The sequence below is a fragment of the Burkholderia sp. RF7-non_BP4 genome (assembly GCF_001521935.1).
Classification (GTDB): domain Bacteria; phylum Pseudomonadota; class Gammaproteobacteria; order Burkholderiales; family Burkholderiaceae; genus Burkholderia; species Burkholderia diffusa.
The window spans coordinates 15,754-36,581 of the sequence record NZ_LOTA01000018.1 but is presented as its reverse complement, the minus strand read 5'-3'; the positions used below and the strand labels follow the sequence as shown (position 1 = coordinate 36,581).

Sequence of the window (20,828 nt, the reverse complement as noted above, 5' to 3'; positions counted from 1 at the left end):
CGGACGCCGTCGCCGGCCGAATACGAATTCCAGAGAGACATCCCATGAAGCTCTACAGCTATTTCCGCAGTTCCGCGTCGTACCGCGTGCGGATCGCCCTGAACCTGAAGCAGCTGCCGTACGACACGGTTCCCGTGCACATGCTGCGCGACGGCGGCGAGCAATTGAAGGACGCCTACCGCGCGGTGAATCCGGATGCGGTCGTGCCGACGCTGATCGACGGCGATGCCACGCTGCAGCAGTCGCTCGCGATCATCGAATATCTCGAGGAAACGCATCCCGAACCGGCGCTGTTGCCGACGCAGCCGGTCGACCGCGCGTCTGTGCGGGCGATCGCGCTGCAGGTCGCGTGCGAGATCCATCCGCTGAACAACCTGCGCGTGCTCAAGTACCTGAAGCACACGCTGAAGGTGTCGGAGGAAGCGAAGAACGACTGGTACCGGCACTGGATCGAGGCGGGTTTCGCATCGCTCGAGACGCGCCTCGCGAACGATCCGCGCACCGGCAAGCTGTGCTTCGGCGACACGCCGACGCTCGCCGATATCTGCATCGTGCCGCAGGTGTTCAACGCGAACCGTTTCTCGATCGACACGACGCGCTTTCCGACGATCCAGCGGATCGCCGATCATGCGTCGACGCTCGACGCGTTCAAGGCCGCCGAGCCCGGCGTGCAGCCCGACGCCGAATGACGTCGCGCGGCTGTCAGCCACCGGCTGACGGCTTCCGGACGCGCATCAAAAAAGGGCGCCCGAAGGCGCCCCGTGCGGTGCGGGCCGGCGACGTTCAGCCGAGCAGCGCGTCCGCGAATTCCACCGCGCTGAACGGCTGCAGATCCTCGACCTTCTCGCCGACGCCGATGAAGTAGACGGGCACCGGGCGCTGCCGTGCGATTGCGGCGAGAATGCCGCCCTTCGCGGTGCCGTCGAGTTTCGTGACGATCAGGCCCGTGAGGCCGAGCGCATCGTCGAATGCCTTCACCTGCGTGAGCGCGTTCTGGCCCGTGTTCGCGTCGATCACGAGCAGCACCTCGTGCGGCGCGCCATCATGCGCCTTCGAGATCACTCGCTTCACCTTCTTCAGCTCTTCCATCAGGTGCAGCTGCGTCGGCAGGCGGCCGGCCGTGTCGGCCATCATCACGTCGATCCTGCGCGCGCGCGCGGCGCTGACCGCGTCGAAGATCACCGCGGCCGGGTCGCCGCTTTCCTGCTGGACGACCGTCACGTTGTTGCGCTCGCCCCAGACCGCCAGTTGTTCGCGCGCGGCAGCGCGGAACGTGTCGCCCGCGGCCAGCAGCACCGACTGGTCGAAGCTCTGCAGGTGCTTCGCGAGCTTGCCGATGCTGGTGGTCTTGCCTGCGCCGTTCACGCCCGTGATCATCATCACGAGCGGCTGCGCGCGGCCGAGCATCAGCGATTTCTCGAGCGGCTTCAGCAGTTCGACGAGCAGGTCGTGCAGCGCGCCCTTCACCTGCTGCGGATCGGTCAGCCGGCCCGCACGCACCTTCTCGCGCAGCGCGCCGAGCAGGTACTCGGTCGCATCGACGCCGGCGTCGGCCATCAGCAGCGCGGCTTCGAGCTCCTCGTACAGGTCCTCGTCGATCTTCGTGTTGACGAACACGCCGGTAATGCTCGAGCCCGTCTTCGCGAGGCCCGACTTCAGGCGCGCGAGCCACGATTTCTTCGCGGAGGCGTCCTGCGTCGGCGGCGGCACGATCTCGACCGCTTCGACGACTTCGTCGCTGCCGTCGTTGGTCGGCGTGACCGTCATCACGACAGCCGGCGCGGCCGGCTGCGGTTGCGCGGGCGCTGGCGGCGCTTCGATCGCCTGGCGCGCGTCGGCGGCGGGCGAGTCGGACGGTTCGTCCGGTTGCGGCGCATCGATCGATTGCGATTCCGCGGAGTCGGGCTCCTGCGTTTTCTTGAACCGTTTGAAGAAGCTGAACATGGTCTGACGTCGGGAAGAGGGCGGGGCGCCGCCAGGGCGGAGCGCCGGAGGGGCCGTCATGCGTGCGCACGGCGGCCGAAACCCTGCATTTTATCAGTGCGGCGGCGCACTCGCGTCAGCCGGTGCCGCCGCTGTGGTAACGTGCGCCTGTTTGGCGGTGCGCCCTCCCGCGCACCCGGTCCCCCCGTCGTCGATATTCCGTATGTCCCGTTCCTCTTCCGGCCGCCCGACGGCCCCCCCTGGCCGCGGCAAGCCGCACACGATCCGCATCATCGGCGGTGACTGGAAGCGCACGCCGCTCGCCGTGCTCGATCTCGACGGCCTGCGGCCGACGCCCGATCGCGTGCGCGAGACGCTGTTCAACTGGCTCGGCCAGGATCTCGAAGGCCGGCGCTGCCTCGACCTGTTCGCGGGCACCGGCGCGCTCGGATTCGAGGCTGCGTCGCGCGGCGCGACGAGCGTCGTGATGGTCGAGCGCCACCCGCGCGCGGCGCAGCAGCTGCGCGCGATCAAGGACAAGCTCGGTGCACGCTCGGTCGAGGTCGCGGAAGCCGACGCGCTGCGGCTCGCGGCCGGGCTGACCCCGGGCGCGTTCGACGTCGTGTTCCTCGATCCGCCATTCGGTGAGCCGGCCGTGCTCGATCGCGCGATTGCGCTGACGGCGCCGCTCGTCGCGCCGGATGGCGCGCTGTACGTCGAGACGGGCGCGGAGCTCGACCCGGCCGCGCACGAAGCGCTGGCCGGTTGGCAGGTGGTGAAGCACGGCAAGGCGGGTGCGGTTCACTATCATTTGCTGCGGCGCGAAAATGATGAATAATGCGCGTTCCATACGAGGCGGCGCACCGCAAAGGCGACGCATGCCCATCTCGGCAGTGGCGTGCGCGTCGCACGGCTGCCACCCCGTTTGCGTGATGACAGGAGGAGCGACATGGTAGTCGCCGTGTATCCCGGTACGTTCGATCCGCTGACGCGCGGGCACGAAGACCTCGTGCGGCGTGCGTCGAGCATTTTTGATACGCTGGTGGTCGGTGTTGCCGACAGCCGCGCGAAGAAGCCGTTTTTCTCGCTGGAAGAACGTCTGAAGATTGCGAACGAGGTGCTCGGCCATTATCCGAACGTGAAGGTGATGGGGTTCAAGGGCCTGTTGAAGGACTTCGTTCGCACCAACAACGCGCGCGTGATCGTGCGCGGCCTGCGTGCCGTGTCCGATTTCGAATATGAGTTCCAGATGGCGGGGATGAACCGCTATCTGCTGCCCGACGTCGAGACGATGTTCATGACGCCGTCCGATCAGTATCAGTTCATCTCGGGGACGATCGTGCGCGAAATCGCGCAGTTGGGCGGCGATGTCAGCAAGTTCGTGTTTCCGTCCGTGGAGAAGTGGCTGACCGAGAAAGTTGCCGCGATGGGAGGCCCGGCCGCGTGACGCGGCGCCGGCCGGTTTCATCGCGAAGCCGGCCGCCGGCCTGAAGAAGTGAGATCAGTATGTCTTTGATGATTACCGACGAGTGCATCAATTGCGACGTGTGCGAGCCAGAGTGCCCGAACGGCGCGATTTCGATGGGCCCGGATATCTACGTGATCGACCCCAACAAGTGCACCGAATGCGTCGGCCATTTCGACGAACCGCAGTGCCAGCAGGTGTGTCCGGTCGAGTGCATTCCGCGCGATCCGCAGCACGACGAATCGCATGCGCAGTTGATGGCGAAGTATCACGCGTTGACTGCCGCGAAGAGCGACAACGCGCAGTGACGCGCGCGCGTCGCGAATTGCTTGGCCGGCGCCGCCTGGCGCCGGTTCCACTTCTCCCTTCGCTTCAGCCGATCAGGTCGCGCAATGCCGCGACGAGCGTGTCGCACTCGGCGTCGGTGCCGACGGTGATGCGCAAATGCTGGTCGATGCGTGGCGCCCGGAAGTGCCGTACGAAAATTTCCCGATCCTTCAGCTTTGCCGCGATCGTGCCCGCATCGTGCGCAGGATGGCGCGCGAACACGAAATTCGCGGCCGACGGCACGACGTCGAAACCGAGTGCCGCCAGCGCGTGTGTGAGCCGCGCGCGGCTGTCGATCACGCGTCGGCAGGTCGCACCGAAGTAGTCGGTGTCTTCGTATGCCGCCTGCGCGGCGACCTGCGCGAGCCGGTCGAGCGGATAGGAATTGAAGCTGTCCTTCACACGATTCAGTGCGTCGATCAACGCGGCATCGCCGAACGCGAAGCCGACGCGCATGCCCGCGAGCGAGCGCGCCTTCGACGTCGTGTGCACGACGAGCAGGTTCGGATGGCGGTCGATCAGCGTGATCGCGGATTGCGCGCCGAAATCGACGTACGCCTCGTCGATCAGCACGACCGACGACGGGTTCGCGGCCGCGATCCGTTCGATGTCCGCGAGCGGCAGCGCGCGCCCGGTCGGCGCGTTCGGGTTCGGAAACAGCACACCGCCCGCATCGTCGAGATAGTCTTCGACACGGATCGAAAAATCGTCCGCGAGCGGCACGACCGTGGTCTCTACACCGTACAGGCGCGCGTAGGTCGGGTAGAAGCTGTACGAGATGTCGGGAAAGCGCAGCGGCCGGTCATGCTTGAGCAGTGCCTGGAACGCATGCGCGAGCACTTCGTCGGAGCCGTTGCCGGCGAAGACCTGCTCGGGCTTGATGCGATGATGGGCCGCGACCGTCTCGCGCAGTGCGCGCGCGAGCGGGTCGGGATAGCGGCGCAGCGTGTCGCCGGTGTCGCCGAGTTCGCGTGCGATCGCCGCGACGACGCGCGGCGAAGGCGGATAGGGATTCTCGTTGGTGTTCAGCTTGACGGGGTGTGCGAGCGCGGGCTGTTCGCCCGGCACGTAAGGCACGAGTTGCTGAACGACGTCGCTCCAGTAACGGCTCACCGCTTGGCTCCTGACGGGCAAAAACGACCAGATTACCGCATGTGGACGCTGCGGTGCGCGATTGCGCACGACGGAGATACCGCCCGGCGCAGCCGGACGGCCGTTGCACCATGCCGGTGCGGTGGACGTCAGTTGCGATGCAGTTGCATCGTCGCGCGGTCGAGTTCGCCCTTGACGACCATCGGCATCACGGCGAGCGCGCGCTCGATCGATGCGTCGATCACGTCCTGCTCCTCGCGGCGCGGCGGCTTCAGCACGAAGTTCGCGACGTCGGGCTTTGCGCCGGCGCGCGCGCCTTCCGGGATCAGGTCGCGCGGATGGCCGATGCCGATGCGCAGGCGCCAGTACTGCTGCGATGACAGATGCGCGGTGATGTCCTTCAGGCCGTTGTGACCGCCGCTGCCGCCGCCGAGCTTCAGCTTCACCGTGCCGGGCGGCAGATCGAGTTCGTCGTGTGCGACGAGGATCTGGTCGGGCAGGATCTTGAAGAAACTCGCGAGCGCGACGACCGACTGGCCGGAGCGGTTCATGTAGGTTTGCGGCTGGAGCAGGTGGACTTCTTCGCCGTGCAGGCGCGCTTTCGCGTAGAAGCCGTGGAAGCGGCGCTCGTCGCGCAGCGTCGCGCCGGCTTCGCGGGCGAGCTGGTCGATCAGCCAGAAGCCGGCGTTGTGGCGCGTCGCAGTATATTCCGCCCCGGGATTGCCGAGGCCGACGATCAGTTTGATCATGACGTTTCGTAGGCGGCAGCGCCCGCCTGGGCGCAGAAAAAGAAAAACCCGCCGGGCAAGCCGCGGCGGGTTGCGTCGACCGTTTCTTGAAACGGATCGAACGGGCGCGTAGGCGGCCGCTTAGGCAGCCGGCGTTTCGCCTTCGCCTGCTGCGTCCGACACGGCGCCAGCCGGGACCGTCGCCGATGCGACAACCGGGTTTTCCGCGTCGACGTGCGCGACCAGCGTCACGCCCTTCGGCAGTGCGATGTCCTTCGCGTGCAGCGACTGACCTGCTTCGATCTTCGACAGATCGACTTCGAGGAATTCCGGCAGAGCCGACGGCAGGCACTCGACTTCGATTTCCGTCGCGACGTGCGAGACGATTGCGCTCGACAGCTTCACTGCCGGGCTGACTTCAGCGTTCAGGAAGTGCAGCGGCACCTTCGTGTGCAGCTTCTTCTTCGCGTCGACGCGCTGGAAGTCCACGTGCAGCACGAGTTGCTTGAACGGGTGGTATTGCACGTCGCGCAGCAGAACCTGTTGCGACTGGCCAGCCACTTCGAGGTCGAGGATCGACGAGTGGAAGGCTTCCTTCTTCAACGCGTGCCACAGCGCGTTGTGATCGAGTTCGATCTTTTGCGGGGCAGCTTCGCCACCGTAGACGATACCCGTGGTCTTACCGGCGTTGCGCAGGCGGCGGCTCGCACCCGTACCTTGCTCTTGGCGCTCGAAAGCGACGACTTTCATGTGATTCTCCATTAGCTGCCCGCGACCAGGCAGTAAAACGGGGCCGGCGAAATGGCGGCCCCCGATGAAACGGACGGGGTTTCGTCTATCCCGTCCGATTGTGCAAAAAGCGAAGCGTTGCCGCTTCGCTTTCCGCGCATACTTTGTCGTGTCGTTCCGCGATCAGGATTCCGCGAACAGCGACATCACCGAGTCGCCGCGGCGAATCCGCGAGAACGTTTCGGCCAGCAGGCTCGCGCTCGTCAGCGAGCGGATCTTCGAGCAGCCGAGCGATTCGGCCGACAGCGGGATCGTATCGGTGACGACCAGCTCGTCGAGTGCCGATGCGGCGATACGCTCGGCGGCGCCACCCGACAGAACCGGGTGCGTCGCGTACGCGAACACCTGCTTCGCACCGCGATCCTTCAGCACTTGCGCTGCCTTGCAGAGCGTGCCGGCCGTATCGACCATGTCGTCCATGATCACGCAGGTGCGGCCTTCGACTTCACCGATGATGTTCATCACTTCGGCGACGTTCGCCTTCGGACGACGCTTGTCGATGATTGCGAGATCGCAGTTGAGCTGCTTCGCGAGTGCCCGGGCACGGACCACGCCGCCGACGTCCGGCGACACGACGAGCAGATCCGAGTAGTTCTGCTTGCGCAGGTCGCCCAGCAGGATCGGCGTTGCGTAGATGTTGTCGACCGGGATGTCGAAGAAGCCTTGAATCTGGTCGGCGTGCAGATCCATCGTGATGATCCGCTCGACGCCGGCGATTTCCAGCATGTTCGCGATGACCTTCGCCGAGATCGCGACGCGCGCCGAGCGCGGGCGACGGTCCTGGCGGGCATAGCCGAAGTAGGGGATGGCGGCGGTGATCCGGCCGGCGGACGCACGCTTGAGCGCGTCGACCATGATCATCAGTTCCATCAGGTTGTCGTTCGTCGGCGCGCACGTGGATTGCAGGACGAAGACGTCCTTGCCGCGCACGTTTTCCTGGATCTCGACCTGGATCTCGCCGTCGGAGAAACGGCTGACCATTGCTTTGCCGAGGGGGATTCCAAGGATATTGACGACTTCCTGGGCGAGCGCGGGATTCGCGTTGCCAGTAAAGACCATCAAGCCATCATGGCTGTGGCTGCTCATCGTGCACCTGCTTCAGGCTTAGGCGGGAAATGCGGGAAAATTTTTGGCAGGGGAGGAAGGACTCGAACCCTCGCATGCCGGAATCAAAATCCGGTGCCTTGACCAACTTGGCGACTCCCCTACACTCAACTGATAACTTTACCGGACTTGTAGGCCATCCGATAAAGCAAAACCTCATGACGCGAAAGCGAAGAGCGGATGCTCGTTCAGACTCTCGGCAACTGCACCGTTCCAACCGGTGGGCAGCTTGGCTTTCGCCGCTTCTGCCTCGTGCCTGCTATGAAACGCTGCAAACACGCTTGCTCCGGAGCCGGTCATCCTCGCGGGGGTCACATCATACAACCATTTGACCACCTGCGCAACTTCCGCGTACTTACTTGTCACAACTTGCTGCATGTCGTTCCGGCCGAAACTGTCTGGCCATCCCGCATCGCTGTTTTGCTGTGCAAGAAAGTCCGTAATTGTGACGCGCTTCGTATCTCTTGTCAACAACTCGTCTGAAAAAATTTCAGCGGTTGGGACATGAACGCGTGGCGTCACAACCAAGAACCAGCGAGTCGGCAATTCTACCTCAGCTAATTCTTCTCCGATACCCTCTGCGAACGCATTTTTTCCAAAAACAAAAAACGGGACGTCCGCGCCGAGTTTCACCGCGAGCGACTGCAGTTCCGCACGCGGCAGATCGAGCTGCCACAGGCGGTTCAGCGCGAGCAGCGTCGTCGCCGCGTCGGAGCTGCCGCCGCCAAGGCCCGCGCCCATCGGCAGGCGCTTGTCGATCTCGATGTCGACGCCGGCCGTGGTGCCCGTGTGCGCTTTCAGCAGGTTGGCTGCGCGCACGACGAGATCGCTCTCCTCGGGCACGCCCGGCACGTCGGTGACGCGTGCGACGCGACCGTCGTCGCGCAGCGTGAAGTGCAGCGTATCGCCCCAGTTCAGCAGCTGGAACACGCTCTGCAGATCGTGATAGCCGTTCGGTCGACGGCCGGTGATGTGCAGGAACAGGTTGAGTTTCGCGGGCGCAAGGCAGTTGCGCAGCGAGCGGGTCGAATCGGTCATGCGTATGTCGGGGCTAGGTTCACGTGCTTACTGGTCGAGCACGAGCTTGATGTCGAGCGGCGGCGTCGCGCGCACGAGGTTGACGCGTTTGACGCCCGTGGCCGGGGCGTCCGCGTAGGCGAGATAGTCGATCGTCCAGCCGTCCTGGCGAATCTGCTTGACGTGCGTCGTGTCCGCCGGGTCGCGCACCGTCTGCGCGGGCGTTGCGGGCGCGGGCGTCGGCAGCAGCCAATAGCGCAGACCGGCCAGCGGCAGCGAGAAGCCGAGCGCGTTCTGCATCAGTTCGCCGACGTCGGTCGCGTATTGCGGTTGGCGGTTCGGCAGTTCGAGCGACGCGGCCTGCGGCGTCGATTTCACGACCGCGAGCGTCTGGCCGAGCGGGCTGCGCAGTTCGAGCGACACGTCGTCGCCGTTTTCCTGCCAGTCGAAGTTGCCGTATACGTTCTGCGGTCGGCCGAGGCGGTCGCTGTACTGCACCGCGAAGCGGCCGTGATACGCGTGTGTCGCGGCCGTCTGCAGCACGGTGCCCGACGGCGCATTCGCCGACGGCGGCGTGCTCGCGCAGCCGACGAGCGCGAGCACGCCGCCGGCCGCGGCCAGCGTGCGCAGCGCGCGGGAAGACGAGGAAAACATCGGGAACATCCGCATCAAAGGCCGTTGATCTGCAGGCGCTTGAGCGTCTGCACGAGCGTGTCGTTGTCGGGTTCGAGCTTCTGCGCGGCACGCCACGCGACGCGCGCGTCTTCCTGCGCGCCGCTCTTCCACAGCACTTCGCCGAGGTGCGCGCCGATCTCGGCGTTGGGTTGCAACTCGTACGCGCGCCGCAGCACCTTCGTCGCGCCGGCCGTGTCGCCCATCCGGTACTTCACCCAGCCGAGGCTGTCCATGATGTACGCGTCGTTCGGCGCGAGCGACAGCGCTTTGTCGATAAGCTTGCTCGCCTCGGGCAGGCGCTGGTTACGATCGGCCAGCGAATAGCCGAGCGCGTTGTACGCCTGCGGGTTGTCGGGCTGCGTGCGGATCAGCTCGCGCAGCTGCTTTTCCATCGCCGCGTAGTGGCCGGTCTTCTCGGCCGCCATGGCGTAGTCGTAGCGCAGGTCGGGATCGTCCGGGAAATCCTGGACGGCCTGCGCGAGTCGCGCCTCGGCTTCCGGATAGCGCTTCGCGGTGAACAGGATCGACGCATCGGTGCGTGCGACCACGGCCGCATCGCGCGGATCGCTGATCGGCAGGTCGTCGAGCACCTTGCGCGCCTCGTCGGTCTTGCCCTGTTTCTGCAGCAGTTGCGCGCGCGTGATCTGCGCGGGCAGGTAGTGCTGGCTCGTCTGGTCGACCTTGTCGAGCCATTGCGACGCCTGCGCGTCGTTGCCCTGCTCGATCGAGATCTGCGCGAGGTAGATGTAGCCCTGACCGACGTCGAGGTTCGGCTGCTTGTCGCCGAGCTGCACGTACTGCTTCAGGTACGCGGTCGCGTCGTCGAGTTTCTTCTGCTGGATCTTGATCAGCGCGAGCGCCATCAGCGGCGTCGGGTCCTTCGAGTCGAGCTTGCGCATCGTCTCGAACTGCTTCTGCGCGTCGTCGAGACGGTCGTCGGCGAGATAGAGCTGCGACAGCGCAAGTCGCGCATCGCGCGACTTCGGATTCTGCTGAACATATTTCTCGAACGACGCGATGCCGGCCTTGCGCTCGGCCGGCCCCATCTGCGACAGCATCAGCGCCGCCGGCAGATAGTCGGGGCGGATCTGCAGCGCCTGCTTCAGCGACTGCGCCGCGCCTTCCTTGTCGTCGACCGCGAGTTGCTGCCGCGCGATCGCGAGCTGCGCCTCGGGGCGGTTCATGTCGTTCTTCAGCATGTCCTTCAACACCGCGAGGCCGCCGACGCGGTCGGAGCCGCGCACCAGCAGTGCCTGCAGCGCGAGGATCGCGGGGCCGCGCGTTTCGCCGGTCGCGCGGGCCAGTTCGCGCGCGAGCAGCGGCTGTGCGTCGGCCGGCTTGCCGGCGAGCACGAGCAGCGCGGCGTCGACTTGCGATGCGCGGTTCGAACCGGGGGCGTACTGGCGCCACAGATCGGCCGCGGACAGCGCGTCGGCCGGGCTTTGCGCGCCGAGCGCGATTTCGGTCGCACGCTGCGCCATGCGCGGGTCGCGCGTGTCGCGGGCGAGCGCGAGGTAGGTCTGGTAGGCCGGCGCAGGCTGGTTGCGCTGGAGCGCGACCTCGGCGGCCAGCACCTGGTAGACGATCTGGCTCGTCAGCGGGACGCCCGGGAGATCCTTTTTCTCGTCCGGCAACACGTGCTCGAACGCGCCCTGCGGCTCCGCGTCGTCCGATGCCGGATTCTGCGCGTGAGCCGGGAAGGCGGTGAGGGTCCACGCGGCGAACAGCGCGGCGCCGAGCGCACGGCGGACCGGGAAGGCGCGCGCGCCGCGCACGGCGGCGGGGCGCTTCAGAAGCAGCTTCGAGGGCAAGGTCATGGAAATCCGTTCGATGTTTCAACCGATTGTAACGCGCTCGCTACAATACACGCACGATCGTGAATCCAGTCTCAGACCCGCAAAACATGCCAGAGTTGCCAGAAGTCGAAGTCACGCGCCGGGGCATCGAGCCCTTTGTCGCGGGCCGCCGCGTCGAGCGTGTCGACGTCCGTACCGCGATGCTGCGCTGGCCCGTGCCGGCGGGGCTCGCCGAGCAATTGCGCGCGCGCGAGGTGCTCGCCGTCGAGCGTCGCGGCAAGTATCTGCTGTTCGAGGTCGACGCGGGCTGGTTCATCGTTCATCTCGGGATGACGGGCACATTGCGCGTGCTGCCCGCGGCCGGCGTGCCGGTCGCTGCAAAACACGATCACATCGACTGGATCTTCGACGAATTCGTGCTGCGGTTCCGCGATCCGCGCCGTTTCGGCGCGGTGCTGTGGCACCCGCGCGAAGCGGGCGACGTGCATGCGCATCCGCTGCTCGCCAGCCTCGGCGTCGAGCCGTTCTCGCCGGCGTTCACCGGCGCGCTGCTGCACGCGCGCACGCGCGGCCGCACGGTGTCGGTCAAGCAGGCGCTGCTCGCGGGCGACATGGTCGTCGGCGTCGGCAACATCTATGCGTCGGAGAGCCTGTTTCGCGCGGGCATCCGGCCGACGACCGCCGCCGGCAAGGTGTCGCTGCCGCGCTACGAGCGGCTGGCCGACGCGGTGCGCGCGACTCTCGCCGACGCGATCGAGCGCGGCGGCAGCACGCTGCGCGATTTCGTCGGCAGCAACGGCGAAAGCGGCTATTTCCAGCTCGACTGCTTCGTCTACGATCGTGCAGGGCTGCCTTGCCGCGCATGCGGCACGCCGATCCGCCAGATCGTGCAGGGGCAGCGCTCGACCTATTTCTGCCCGACCTGTCAGCGTTGAGTCGCGCGTTGCAACCACTTTCCAAAGATTCGAACACTTGAAGCCGCCCCGCATTGCTCCCGCTCCGTTCCCCGTCACGCCGCTGCATCGCACGTTCGCCACGCGCCTGATCGCCTGGCAGCGCGTGCACGGCCGCCACGACCTGCCGTGGCAGAACACCCGCGATCCCTACTGGATCTGGCTGTCGGAAATCATGTTGCAGCAGACGCAGGTCTCGACCGTCGTCCCGTATTACGCGCGCTTTCTCGAGCGCTTTCCCGACGTCGCCGCGCTCGCGGCCGCGCCGTCCGACGACGTGATGGCGCTATGGGCCGGGCTCGGCTACTACTCGCGCGCGCGCAACCTGCATCGCTGCGCGCAGGTCGTCGTCGCCGAGCATGGCGGCGTATTCCCGTCGACGCCGGAAGCGCTCGCCGAACTGCCGGGCATCGGCCGTTCGACGGCCGCGGCGATTGCTTCGTTCGCGTACGGTGCGCGCGCGACGATCCTCGACGGCAACGTGAAGCGCGTGCTGGCGCGGGTGTTCGGCGTCGAAGGCTTTCCGGGCGAAAAGCGCGTCGAGAACGACATGTGGGCGCTTGCGGAATCGCTGCTGCCGGATGCCGCGAACGCGGCCGACGTGAGTGCCTATACGCAAGGGCTGATGGATCTCGGCGCGACGCTGTGCGTGCGCGGCAAGCCGGATTGCGCGCGCTGCCCGTTCGCGGGCGACTGCGTCGCGCAATCGACGGGCCGGCAGCGCGAACTGCCGGCCGCGCGGCCGAAGAAGGCCGTGCCGACGCGCAAGACCTGGATGCTCGTGCTGCGCGACGGCGACGCCGTGCTGCTCGAGCGGCGTCCGCCGGCCGGCATCTGGGGCGGCCTGTGGTGCCTGCCGCAGGCAGACGGCGATGCGGCACTCGCGGAGCTCGCACGCGGCTTCGGCGGTGGCGGCCCGGTGCCGCTCGCGCCGTTCACGCACACGTTCACGCATTTCCGGCTCGAGATCGAGCCGCGGCTGAGCGATGTGGCCGACGGCGAGCAGCCGTTCACGCAAGCGCAGGATGCCGAGACGGCGTGGGTGCCGTTGGCGGGGCTCGATGCGTACGGCGTGCCGGCGCCCGTGCGCAAGCTGCTCGATGCGTTGAGCGGGCCGCTGCTGTAAAGAACGGGGAAGGGCGCGACGCGGTCGCGCTCACCGAAGCGCCGGGCCGACGCGCGTGTTTTGCCCGCCAGGATGATCCGCTCGACACCGCCGCTGCGGCGCGCTTGGCCGACCGCGGCTTACAGCCATCCGTGCCGGTCGAGCACGTGGTGCACGGCATCGATCCGCGCGCCGACGTCCGGAAATTCCATCAACTTCTGCCGCGCACGCAGGTCGAGCGGCAGCAGTTCAGCGAGGCGGTTCGATACCCAGCTCGGGTCGTCGAGGCGGAACGGTTCGCCGAACGGCATCTTGTCCGGTTCGGATTTCTTCAGTGCTTCGATGATGCGCTCCAGCACTTCGGCACACGAACCGAATTGCGCAAGCGCTTGTTCGCCTTCGAGCGGAATGTCGTCGGGCAACGGCTCCGCGATCCCGACCAGCAGCCCGTTGCCTTCGACGCGATACGACAGCAGCTCGAATCGCTGCGTGCCGATCGCCTGCAGGTACAGCATCCCGAACTCGCCGGTATCGCACTCGGTGATGCGCGCCATGCAGCCGATCGTCTCGGGCACCGACACGGCGCCGTCCTGCGCGACTTCGGGCCCGCTCTTCAGCAGGCACACGCCGAACGGTGCGTCGTCGCGCAGGCATGCGCGGGACATGTCGAGATAGCGCGCCTCGAACACCTTGAGCGGCAGCCAGCCACCGGGGAACAGCACCGTGTGCAGCGGAAACAGCGGCAGGTCGATCAGGGTGGTCGATAGCGTGGACATGGCGCACCGGCAAGAAGGCGGTGTCGCTAAGGTCGTTCGACCTCGGCGACGAGCCGCGACGACGCGTCGACATCCACGGGCGCGTCACGATGCCGCACGATCACGTTCGCATCGTGCGCGAGGCGCGCGGCGAGCGTTTCCGCGATGAACACCGAGCGATGCTGACCGCCCGTGCAGCCGATGGCGACGGTCAGGTAGCTGCGGTTGTCTTCACGAAAGTGCGGAAGCCATTTCGTCAGGAACGCATGGATGTCGTCGATCATCTGGTGGACGATCGGCAGTGCGTCGAGAAAGGCGATGACCGGCTGGTCCAGCCCGGTGAGCGGGCGCAGCTCATGGTCATAGTACGGGTTCGGCAGCGCGCGCACGTCGAACATCAGGTCGGCATCGAGCGGCACGCCGCGCTTGAAGCCGAACGACTCGAACATCACCATCAGGTCGTTGTTCTTCTGTTCGATGAAGCGCTTGACCCACGTGCGCAGCACGTTCGCGCGCAGCGTGCTGGTATCGATCTGGTGACCGAATTCGGCGAGCGGTGCGACCAGTTCGCGTTCGCGCTCGATCGCTTCCTCGAGCGAGGACAGCAGCCCGACGTTCGCGTCGTGCGACGGCGAGCCGGACAGCGGGTGGCGCCGGCGCGTTTCGGAGAAGCGCTGGATCAACGCCTGCGTGCTCGCGTTGAGGAACAGCACGCGGACATCGTGCTCGAGCGACAGCGCGCGGATCAGGCCGGGCATTTCGTCCAGCGATGCGCTCGAACGCGCGTCGATCGCGACCGCGAGCCGGTGCTGGCCGCCGTCGGCCAGGTAGCGGGCGAGTTCGGGCAGCACGTGCGGCGGCAGGTTGTCGACGCAGTAGTAGCCTGCGTCTTCGAGCGCGTTCAGCGCGACGGACTTGCCTGAGCCGGAGATGCCGGTGATGAGGACGATGCGCATGGGAAGCAGAGAATCCTGACGTTTCATCATAGCACCGGCTCGACGCGTCGGCGCTGCGAGGCCGGCGCGCGGGAGCGTTACACGAGCTTGCCGGGGAACTGACTATCGGGATCTTGCATCGCGAGTCGTTGCCGATCCATGAAATCGCGCAACGTGTCGATTCCGCGCAACTGCAGGATCGTGTTCCGCACGGCCGCCTCGACGAGCACCGCGAGGTTGCGGCCGGCCGCCACCTGGATCGTGACCTTGCTGATCGGCAGGCCGAGCACGTCGACCGTCTGGCTTTCGAGCGGCAGCCGCTGGAATTCGCCATCCGGGCGGCGCACGAGCTGGACGATCAGTTTCAGCTTCATTTTCCGGCGCACCGCTGTTTCACCGAAGATCGTCTTGATGTCGAGCAGGCCGAGGCCGCGCACTTCGAGCAGGTTCTGCAGCAGCGGCGGGCAGCGGCCTTCGACGAAATCGGGGCCAAGTCGGACGAAATCGACCGCGTCGTCGGCGACGAGGCCGTGGCCGCGGCTGATGAGCTCGAGGCCAAGTTCGCTCTTGCCGAGGCCCGAATCGCCGGTCAGCAGCACGCCCATCCCGAGGATGTCGATGAACACGCCGTGCAGCGTCGCGCGCGGCGCGAGGATCCGCGACATGTAGAGCCGCAGGCTGTCGATCACCGCAGCGGCCGACATCGGCGTCGTGAACAGCGGCGTGGACGAGCGCGTGCAGCGCAGCACGAGTTCGGGCGGTGCCGCGGCGCCGCCCGCGACGACGAGGAACGGTGGCTCGAGGGCGATCAGCTCGGCCATGTGGCGCGAACGGTCTTCGTCGGTTTGCCGCTGGTAGTAGTCGATTTCGGCTTCGCCGAGCACCTGGATCCGGTTCGGGTGGATCAGGTTCAGGTGGCCGACGAGGTCGGCGCTCGACGTTGCGTTGCCGACGGTGTCGGCCGAAAAACCGCGCTCCCAGCCTTCATGCCCCGTCAGCCAGCTCAGCTTCAGCGTGGCCGCGTTGTCGTCGAAGATGCTCTGGGCGTTGATGCTGGACGTATCCATGACTCTCGTCACTCCAATGGGCCGGTGTTCAGGCGCGCGGCGACGGACGTCGCCATGCCGGGCGGCCCTGGAAGGCGGCGCGTGCCGCCTCGTACCGGAAAAATTCCGCCCGGATCAACTCAAGGTTGCCACTGAGTGAGCAGGCGATGCAACTCGGCGATATCCGTTTCGTTGTGCAGACGCTCGCGCGCGTCGCGATCGGACAGCAGTTGCGCGATTTCCGACAGGATCTCGAGGTGCTGCTGGGTGGCTTGCTCGGGGACGAGCAGGAAAATCAGGAGACCGACGGGCTGGCCGTCGGGGGCTTCGAACGGGATCGCGTCGGCGAGCCGGACGAACGCGGCGAGCGGGTGCTTGAGACCCTTGATGCGCCCGTGCGGAATCGCGACGCCTTCGCCGAGCCCGGTCGAGCCGAGGCGCTCGCGCGCGAACAGGTTGTCCGTGACGGTGCTGCGGGCGATGCCGTTCTGATTCTCGAACATCAGCCCGGCTTGTTCGAAGACGCGTTTCTTGCTGGTGACGGAGAGGTCGATGACGACGTTCTCTATGGGCAGGATTTTGGCTAGGCGATTCATGTTGGCAGGCGATTGGGCGGCCTGGGGTCTCCTTGCGGCGGCAGACTGATTTTCCATGTTCGGCGATATCAAGGCGTTCGGCATCGGAAACCTGCAAGGCAGCTACCGCACCCAACGCCCCCCCGGCGATAACCGGAACATTATAGAGCACAGCCGCGCGCGTGGCGCGGCATGGACGGACCGGTCGCACCACTGCCGCTCGGACACAAAAAAAACGCCCGGCGAACCGGGCGGCGTGTGTATTGCGGTGAACGTTATTGCGGCGGCAGTTCGATCTGATCGATCGACGGCTGCAGCTTGATCGGGTCGTGCGCATGGGTCTGCAGACGCTCCATGTGCTTGACGACCTGACGATCCAGCTTGTCGATCAGCAGATCGATCGCAGCATACAGGTTGCCGTTCGCGCTTTCGACGAAGATGTCCTTGCCCTTCAGGTGCAGGTTGATTTCCGCGCGCTGCTGCTTGTCCTTTTCCTTGTGATTGTCGACCGAGAGGATCACAGTGCCATCGATCACCTGATCGCTATGCCGTAGCACCCGGTCCAGCTTGGTGATCACGTATTCGCGAATTGCAGGCGTGACTTCGAGATGATGTCCACTGATCTTCAGGTTCATAGTGCTTCTCCAAGCGAGTGACCACCCGGCCGCATCGAGGCGGCGCTCCGGTCGACTTGCCCCTGCCGCAGGTAGCGGCAAATTCGCGGACGAGTCGCCCGGCCTGTTCCCCGTGTGCGCGGTGGCCGGAACACGCCTGCCGCCGGGCAGGCAGCAGGCTTAAAGAGACTTGCGCAGATTCACTGCCGGGATTTTGAGGGCTTCGCGATACTTGGCAACCGTGCGGCGCGCGACCACGAATCCCTGTTCTGCCAGCAGCTCGGCAATGCGGCTGTCCGAAAGTGGCGATTTTGGGTCTTCAGCTCCTATCAGTTGCTTGATCAGGGCTCGGATGGCGGTCGACGATGCGGCGCCTCCGGTGTCGGTCGAAACGTGTGATCCGAAGAAGTACTTAAATTCAAGCGTCCCGAACGGGGTCAGCATGTACTTGCCTGTTGTCACACGGCTGACAGTCGACTCGTGTAGGCCCAGCGTATCAGCTATTTCCCGCAAAACCAAGGGGCGCATGGCAATTTCACCGTGCGCAAAGAAATTCTTCTGACGTTCGACAATAGCCTGCGCGACACGCAGGATCGTGTCGAATCGCTGCTGGATATTCTTGATCAGCCAGCGTGCTTCCTGGAGCTGCTGTTTCAACGATCCGGCCGACGGATCGCCGCGGCTGTTGCGCAGGATGTTCGCGTACAGGTTGTTGATCCGCAGGCGCGGCATCACTTCCGGATTGAGTTCCGCGAGCCAGCCCTGGCCGGCCTTCTTCACGATGATGTCGGGCACGACGTAGTCGGCCTCGGCCTTGCCGTATGCGGCGCCGGGGAACGGCTCCAGCGAACGGATCAGCGCGTGCGCGTCGCGCAGCGCATCGTCGCTCGCCTTCAGGTGCTTGCGCAGCCGCGTGAAGTCGCGCGCGGCGAGCAGTTCGAGATGCTGCGACACGATCTCCAGCGCGAGCGTGCGCGTGGGGGACGGATCGAGGCGCAACAACTGCAGCTTCAGGCATTCCGACGCCGAGCGGGCCCCGACCCCGGGCGGATCGAAACTGTGCAGCAGCGCGAGCGCCGCATTCAGTTCGTCGCAGTCGATTTCCAGTTCCGGCGGCAGGTCGGCGAGCACTTCGTCGAGCGAGGCGGTCAGGTAGCCGTCGTCGTCGAGCGATTCGATCAGGAACATCACGAGCGCGCGATCGCGCGGGCTGGCCTGCGTGACGCGCAATTGCGCGGACAGGTGGTCGCGCAGCGACGTCGCCGCTTCCTGTACCTGCAGCGGGGGGAGGTCGTCGTCGTCCGATGCGCCGCTCGAGCGGCCGAACTCGTCGAGATTCCACTGCGGGCCGTCGCCGGCGTCGCCCGATGCGTAGCTGTCGTATTCGTCGGCAGCGGCCGGCTCGTCGCGCTCGGCGCGGTCGCTCGACTGGCTGCTGCCGTTCGCGGCGCCCGGCTCGGTGTTCTGGCCGGGAGGCGTCTGCGCGATCAGCGATCCGTCCGCCGCGACGCGCAGCGGGCTCGCGATCCATTCGTCATCGTTCTCGAGCAGTGGATTCTGCGCGACGGCCATCGCGACTTCCTGCTGCAGTTCGAGCGTCGACAGCTGCAGGAGCCGGATCGACTGCTGCAGTTGCGGCGTCAGTGCCAAGTGTTGCGACAGGCGGAGTTGAAGGCTGGCTTTCATGGCAGAGAGGGAGTCATACCGGCAGTTTGCCACGACCCAGGCGCCTTGAGCCATCCGCGATTACGCGCGGCGCGGCGTACGGCCGCAGGGGCCGCCGTGCGGGGCACGCGGACGCGGCCCCGCGCGGCGATGCCGGGCGCCGGAGCGGCGGCCAGCCACGGGGGAAGTTACATGCGGAAGTGTTCGCCGAGGTACACGCGGCGCACGCTTTCGTTTTCGATGATTTCGCTCGGGGCGCCGGCGGCGAGCACCGAACCGTCGCTGATGATGTATGCGTGGTCGCAGATGCCGAGCGTTTCGCGGACGTTGTGATCGGTAATCAACACGCCGATGTTCCGCTGCTTCAGGAACTTGACGATCTTCTGGATCTCGAGCACCGCGATCGGGTCGACGCCTGCGAACGGTTCGTCGAGCAGGATGAAGTTCGGGTTGGTCGCCAGTGCGCGCGCGATCTCGACGCGACGGCGTTCGCCGCCCGACAGCGACAGCGCCGGGTTCTCGCGCAGATGGCCGATCTGCAGCTCGTCGAGCAGCGCCTCGGTGCGCGACGCGATCGCGTCCTTCGACAGCCGCTTGCCGTCTTCGCCGTGCTGCAGTTCGAGCACCGCGCGGATGTTTTCCTCGACGGTCAGCTTGCGGAACACCGACGCTTCCTGCGGCAGGTACGACAGGCCGAGCGACGCACGCTTGTGGATCGGCAGCAGGCTGATCGAGCTGCCGTTCAGCGAGATCTCGCCCGCGTCGAGCGGCACGAGGCCGACGATCATGTAGAACGACGTCGTCTTGCCGGCGCCGTTCGGGCCGAGCAGGCCGACGACTTCGCCGCTCTTCACGTCGAGCGACACGTCCTTGACGACCGTGCGCGAGCCGTAGCGTTTCTTCAGATTGCGGACGACGAGCGAGCTCGTCGTGCCGGCCGGCTGGCGGTTCGGAAGCGCGTTCATTGGCCCGGCGCTCCCTGGATCGTGGTCGACGGCGACAGCTTCGCCGGCGCGCCGTTCAGCTGCCCGGGGCCGCCGTTCTTCGGCGACAGCATCGCGCGCACGCGGCCGTTCGGGTTGCCCGGCGCCGCGACGTCCTTGCCGCCCTTCGCGGTGTAGAAGTCGCGCTGGCCGTCGTACGTGATCACGCTGCCGTGCACGGTATCGGCGATCGTCGCCGTGCCTTGCAGGCGGCGCACGGTCGCGGCGGTGGTCAGCGTGGTCAGGTCCTGCTTGCCGTCGTAGTCGATGCGCTCGGCGTCGCCGTCGATGTACTCGTCGAGACCTTCGCGCTTCTGGCGGAACGTCGCGTGCTTCTTGCCGCTGCCGAACGACGTCGCGTACTGATAGCCTTCGGGATCCTGACGCACTTCGACGCGGTCGCCCTTGATGATGATCGTGCCTTTCGTGATCACGACGTTGCCGGTCGCGACCGTCACCTGCTTCAGGTCGTCATAGGTCAGGTTATCGGCCTCGACGTTGATCGGCTTGTTCTGGTCGGCCTTCTCGGCATGGGCGAGCGGCGCCAGCCCGACGAGCGGGAGCGCCACGAGCGTCGCGGCGAGCGCGGCGCGGACGGCGCGCGCAGCGCCGCCGGAATTCTGTCGAGGGAACGGTTCGTTCATGCAGTCACGTGAGGGATGCGTCACCTGGATTGACCTTTCGAGCCGCCGGACGTGTCCGCAGCGGCGATCGTGCCGCGCACGTTGCCGTAAAGCTCGATGACCCGGGTGACGTTGTTGTACTTCATGCCGTCGGTCGCGTTGACGAGCGACAGGCCGCGCTGAAGTTTAACCGGCTTTTCGGTCTGGATCACATCGTCATTGACGAAGATCCGGAAATGCTGGGAATCGGCCTGCATCTGCGGATCGCCGCCGCCGGCCACGCGCAGGATGCGTGCGTCGTCGTACAAGTCGACGATCGACACGTCGCCGTTGACGGTGCCGCGCTTCGCGGTGGTCGTCACGACCGGCTTGCCGGGCTGGAATGCGCGCATGGCCGGATCGGTCAGGTCGCTGTTTTCGGTGTCTTCGTAATGGATCAGCTTCGCGGCCGTCAGGCGGTATTGCGTCGTGCCCGTCTGGTCGAGTTCGGTGACCGAGAAGTTGTCCGCGAAATAGTCGGGCGTGTGGCGCTTCGGCTGCACGGTGCCTTCGCCGGGCGGCGGCAACGTCGCCTGCAGCAGCCACCACGTGATGCCCGCGAGTGCGGCGACCGCGACGAGCGGCAGCAGCTGGGTCCAGCGGAAATGCGTGTTCATCC

Annotated in this window: 23 protein-coding genes and 1 tRNA gene; 6 read left to right on the top strand and 18 right to left on the bottom strand. The window is 66.1% G+C overall.

The window, feature by feature from the left end; genetic code table 11:
- Positions 1-44 precede the first annotated feature (44 nt).
- Complete coding sequence (maiA, locus tag WS49_RS07800) at positions 45-689, top strand: maleylacetoacetate isomerase (RefSeq protein WP_059526123.1); 645 nt, start codon at positions 45-47, stop codon at positions 687-689.
- 94 nt (positions 690-783) lie between these two features.
- Here maiA and ftsY read toward each other — a convergent pair whose 3' ends face one another.
- Positions 784-1,944, bottom strand: coding sequence for a signal recognition particle-docking protein FtsY (gene ftsY / locus WS49_RS07795; RefSeq protein WP_059526120.1), 1,161 nt, complete (start codon positions 1,942-1,944; stop codon positions 784-786).
- A 202-nt stretch (positions 1,945-2,146) separates the two neighbouring features.
- On the opposite strand from ftsY, the gene rsmD reads away from it, so the two are divergent.
- The 3 genes from rsmD (at position 2,147) to WS49_RS07780 (ending at position 3,696) form a co-directional block, all read left to right on the top strand.
- Positions 2,147-2,761, top strand: a complete 615-nt coding sequence (gene rsmD / locus WS49_RS07790) for a 16S rRNA (guanine(966)-N(2))-methyltransferase RsmD (protein ID WP_059526118.1) — start codon at positions 2,147-2,149, stop codon at positions 2,759-2,761.
- A 111-nt stretch (positions 2,762-2,872) separates the two neighbouring features.
- Positions 2,873-3,370 carry a pantetheine-phosphate adenylyltransferase gene (gene coaD, locus WS49_RS07785; RefSeq protein ID WP_006398238.1) on the top strand — a complete coding sequence of 166 codons (498 nt, stop codon included), beginning with the start codon at positions 2,873-2,875 and terminating at the stop codon, positions 3,368-3,370.
- A gap of 59 nt (positions 3,371-3,429) precedes the next feature.
- Complete coding sequence (locus WS49_RS07780; protein WP_059526115.1) at positions 3,430-3,696, top strand: YfhL family 4Fe-4S dicluster ferredoxin; 267 nt, start codon at positions 3,430-3,432, stop codon at positions 3,694-3,696.
- 64 nt (positions 3,697-3,760) lie between these two features.
- Here the strand turns inward: WS49_RS07780 and hisC are convergent, their stop codons facing one another.
- The 8 genes from hisC to WS49_RS07740 form a co-directional block, all read right to left on the bottom strand.
- On the bottom strand, positions 3,761-4,828 hold the full coding sequence (hisC, locus tag WS49_RS07775; RefSeq protein ID WP_059526111.1) for a histidinol-phosphate transaminase: 1,068 nt from the start codon (positions 4,826-4,828) through the stop codon (positions 3,761-3,763).
- Between the two features lie 128 nt (positions 4,829-4,956).
- Entirely contained in the window at positions 4,957-5,556 is a 600-nt protein-coding gene (pth, locus tag WS49_RS07770) for an aminoacyl-tRNA hydrolase (protein WP_059526108.1), read from the bottom strand.
- A 120-nt stretch (positions 5,557-5,676) separates the two neighbouring features.
- Positions 5,677-6,285: a 50S ribosomal protein L25/general stress protein Ctc gene (locus tag WS49_RS07765; protein WP_059526288.1), complete on the bottom strand. Its 609-nt coding sequence runs from the start codon at positions 6,283-6,285 to the stop codon at positions 5,677-5,679.
- 162 nt (positions 6,286-6,447) lie between these two features.
- A complete protein-coding gene (locus tag WS49_RS07760) occupies positions 6,448-7,410 on the bottom strand; it encodes a ribose-phosphate pyrophosphokinase (RefSeq protein ID WP_059526106.1) in 963 nt (320 codons plus the stop codon).
- Between the two features lie 44 nt (positions 7,411-7,454).
- A tRNA-Gln gene (locus WS49_RS07755) sits at positions 7,455-7,531 on the bottom strand.
- A 53-nt stretch (positions 7,532-7,584) separates the two neighbouring features.
- Positions 7,585-8,466, bottom strand: a complete 882-nt coding sequence (ispE, locus tag WS49_RS07750; protein ID WP_059526104.1) for a 4-(cytidine 5'-diphospho)-2-C-methyl-D-erythritol kinase — start codon at positions 8,464-8,466, stop codon at positions 7,585-7,587.
- Positions 8,467-8,493: 27 nt separating this feature from the next.
- The gene (lolB, locus tag WS49_RS07745) at positions 8,494-9,114 is read right to left on the bottom strand and encodes a lipoprotein insertase outer membrane protein LolB (protein ID WP_059526102.1); all 621 of its coding nucleotides are present in this window, start codon (positions 9,112-9,114) and stop codon (positions 8,494-8,496) included.
- Positions 9,114-10,937: a tetratricopeptide repeat protein gene (locus tag WS49_RS07740; RefSeq protein ID WP_059526101.1), complete on the bottom strand. Its 1,824-nt coding sequence runs from the start codon at positions 10,935-10,937 to the stop codon at positions 9,114-9,116. The genes lolB and WS49_RS07740 overlap by 1 nt, the downstream gene beginning before the upstream one ends.
- Before the next feature lie 86 nt (positions 10,938-11,023).
- Here WS49_RS07740 and mutM point away from each other — a divergent pair, with 86 nt between their 5' ends.
- Both mutM and mutY read left to right on the top strand, forming a co-directional pair.
- Entirely contained in the window at positions 11,024-11,851 is an 828-nt protein-coding gene (mutM, locus tag WS49_RS07735) for a bifunctional DNA-formamidopyrimidine glycosylase/DNA-(apurinic or apyrimidinic site) lyase (protein ID WP_059526099.1), read from the top strand.
- 37 nt (positions 11,852-11,888) lie between these two features.
- On the top strand, positions 11,889-12,995 hold the full coding sequence (mutY, locus tag WS49_RS07730; protein ID WP_059526097.1) for an A/G-specific adenine glycosylase: 1,107 nt from the start codon (positions 11,889-11,891) through the stop codon (positions 12,993-12,995).
- Positions 12,996-13,114: 119 nt separating this feature from the next.
- Here mutY and WS49_RS07725 read toward each other — a convergent pair whose 3' ends face one another.
- The 9 genes from WS49_RS07725 to lptC form a co-directional block, all read right to left on the bottom strand.
- Complete coding sequence (locus tag WS49_RS07725) at positions 13,115-13,750, bottom strand: LON peptidase substrate-binding domain-containing protein (protein WP_059526095.1); 636 nt, start codon at positions 13,748-13,750, stop codon at positions 13,115-13,117.
- A gap of 26 nt (positions 13,751-13,776) precedes the next feature.
- Positions 13,777-14,685, bottom strand: a complete 909-nt coding sequence (gene rapZ, locus WS49_RS07720; protein WP_059526093.1) for an RNase adapter RapZ — start codon at positions 14,683-14,685, stop codon at positions 13,777-13,779.
- 77 nt (positions 14,686-14,762) lie between these two features.
- Positions 14,763-15,731 carry an HPr(Ser) kinase/phosphatase gene (gene hprK, locus WS49_RS07715; RefSeq protein ID WP_011353227.1) on the bottom strand — a complete coding sequence of 323 codons (969 nt, stop codon included), beginning with the start codon at positions 15,729-15,731 and terminating at the stop codon, positions 14,763-14,765.
- Between the two features lie 119 nt (positions 15,732-15,850).
- Positions 15,851-16,390 (bottom strand): PTS sugar transporter subunit IIA, encoded by a 540-nt coding sequence (locus WS49_RS07710; protein ID WP_059526091.1) that lies wholly within the window; start codon positions 16,388-16,390, stop codon positions 15,851-15,853.
- A gap of 170 nt (positions 16,391-16,560) precedes the next feature.
- Positions 16,561-16,920: a ribosome hibernation-promoting factor, HPF/YfiA family gene (gene hpf, locus WS49_RS07705; RefSeq protein ID WP_006477786.1), complete on the bottom strand. Its 360-nt coding sequence runs from the start codon at positions 16,918-16,920 to the stop codon at positions 16,561-16,563.
- 159 nt (positions 16,921-17,079) lie between these two features.
- Positions 17,080-18,585 (bottom strand): RNA polymerase factor sigma-54, encoded by a 1,506-nt coding sequence (locus WS49_RS07700; RefSeq protein WP_059526090.1) that lies wholly within the window; start codon positions 18,583-18,585, stop codon positions 17,080-17,082.
- 167 nt (positions 18,586-18,752) lie between these two features.
- On the bottom strand, positions 18,753-19,529 hold the full coding sequence (gene lptB / locus WS49_RS07695) for an LPS export ABC transporter ATP-binding protein (protein WP_021162599.1): 777 nt from the start codon (positions 19,527-19,529) through the stop codon (positions 18,753-18,755).
- Positions 19,526-20,191, bottom strand: coding sequence for a lipopolysaccharide transport periplasmic protein LptA (gene lptA, locus WS49_RS07690; RefSeq protein ID WP_059526088.1), 666 nt, complete (start codon positions 20,189-20,191; stop codon positions 19,526-19,528). The genes lptB and lptA overlap by 4 nt, the downstream gene beginning before the upstream one ends.
- Before the next feature lie 20 nt (positions 20,192-20,211).
- Positions 20,212-20,826, bottom strand: coding sequence for an LPS export ABC transporter periplasmic protein LptC (gene lptC / locus WS49_RS07685; protein ID WP_059451451.1), 615 nt, complete (start codon positions 20,824-20,826; stop codon positions 20,212-20,214).
- Between the last annotated feature and the right edge of the window lie 2 nt (positions 20,827-20,828).

Bases quoted from the DNA above. Each gene is read 5' to 3' on its own strand.
- coaD (WP_006398238.1), top strand. From the start codon at position 2,873: ATGGTAGTCGCCGTGTATCCCGGTACGTTCGATCCGCTGACGCGCGGG.
- WS49_RS07710 (WP_059526091.1), bottom strand. From the start codon at position 16,390: ATGCCGAACGCCTTGATATCGCCGAACATGGAAAATCAGTCTGCCGCC.
- lptC (WP_059451451.1), bottom strand. From the start codon at position 20,826: ATGAACACGCATTTCCGCTGGACCCAGCTGCTGCCGCTCGTCGCGGTC.
- lolB (WP_059526102.1), bottom strand. From the start codon at position 9,114: ATGCGGATGTTCCCGATGTTTTCCTCGTCTTCCCGCGCGCTGCGCACG.
- WS49_RS07765 (WP_059526288.1), bottom strand. From the start codon at position 6,285: ATGAAAGTCGTCGCTTTCGAGCGCCAAGAGCAAGGTACGGGTGCGAGC.
- hprK (WP_011353227.1), bottom strand. From the start codon at position 15,731: ATGGATACGTCCAGCATCAACGCCCAGAGCATCTTCGACGACAACGCG.
- WS49_RS07780 (WP_059526115.1), top strand. From the start codon at position 3,430: ATGTCTTTGATGATTACCGACGAGTGCATCAATTGCGACGTGTGCGAG.
- ispE (WP_059526104.1), bottom strand. From the start codon at position 8,466: ATGACCGATTCGACCCGCTCGCTGCGCAACTGCCTTGCGCCCGCGAAA.
- WS49_RS07740 (WP_059526101.1), bottom strand. From the start codon at position 10,937: ATGACCTTGCCCTCGAAGCTGCTTCTGAAGCGCCCCGCCGCCGTGCGC.
- lptB (WP_021162599.1), bottom strand. From the start codon at position 19,529: ATGAACGCGCTTCCGAACCGCCAGCCGGCCGGCACGACGAGCTCGCTC.
- rapZ (WP_059526093.1), bottom strand. From the start codon at position 14,685: ATGCGCATCGTCCTCATCACCGGCATCTCCGGCTCAGGCAAGTCCGTC.
- WS49_RS07700 (WP_059526090.1), bottom strand. From the start codon at position 18,585: ATGAAAGCCAGCCTTCAACTCCGCCTGTCGCAACACTTGGCACTGACG.
- ftsY (WP_059526120.1), bottom strand. From the start codon at position 1,944: ATGTTCAGCTTCTTCAAACGGTTCAAGAAAACGCAGGAGCCCGACTCC.
- hpf (WP_006477786.1), bottom strand. From the start codon at position 16,920: ATGAACCTGAAGATCAGTGGACATCATCTCGAAGTCACGCCTGCAATT.
- lptA (WP_059526088.1), bottom strand. From the start codon at position 20,191: ATGAACGAACCGTTCCCTCGACAGAATTCCGGCGGCGCTGCGCGCGCC.
- pth (WP_059526108.1), bottom strand. From the start codon at position 5,556: ATGATCAAACTGATCGTCGGCCTCGGCAATCCCGGGGCGGAATATACT.
- maiA (WP_059526123.1), top strand. From the start codon at position 45: ATGAAGCTCTACAGCTATTTCCGCAGTTCCGCGTCGTACCGCGTGCGG.
- mutM (WP_059526099.1), top strand. From the start codon at position 11,024: ATGCCAGAGTTGCCAGAAGTCGAAGTCACGCGCCGGGGCATCGAGCCC.
- WS49_RS07760 (WP_059526106.1), bottom strand. From the start codon at position 7,410: ATGAGCAGCCACAGCCATGATGGCTTGATGGTCTTTACTGGCAACGCG.
- WS49_RS07725 (WP_059526095.1), bottom strand. From the start codon at position 13,750: ATGTCCACGCTATCGACCACCCTGATCGACCTGCCGCTGTTTCCGCTG.
- rsmD (WP_059526118.1), top strand. From the start codon at position 2,147: ATGTCCCGTTCCTCTTCCGGCCGCCCGACGGCCCCCCCTGGCCGCGGC.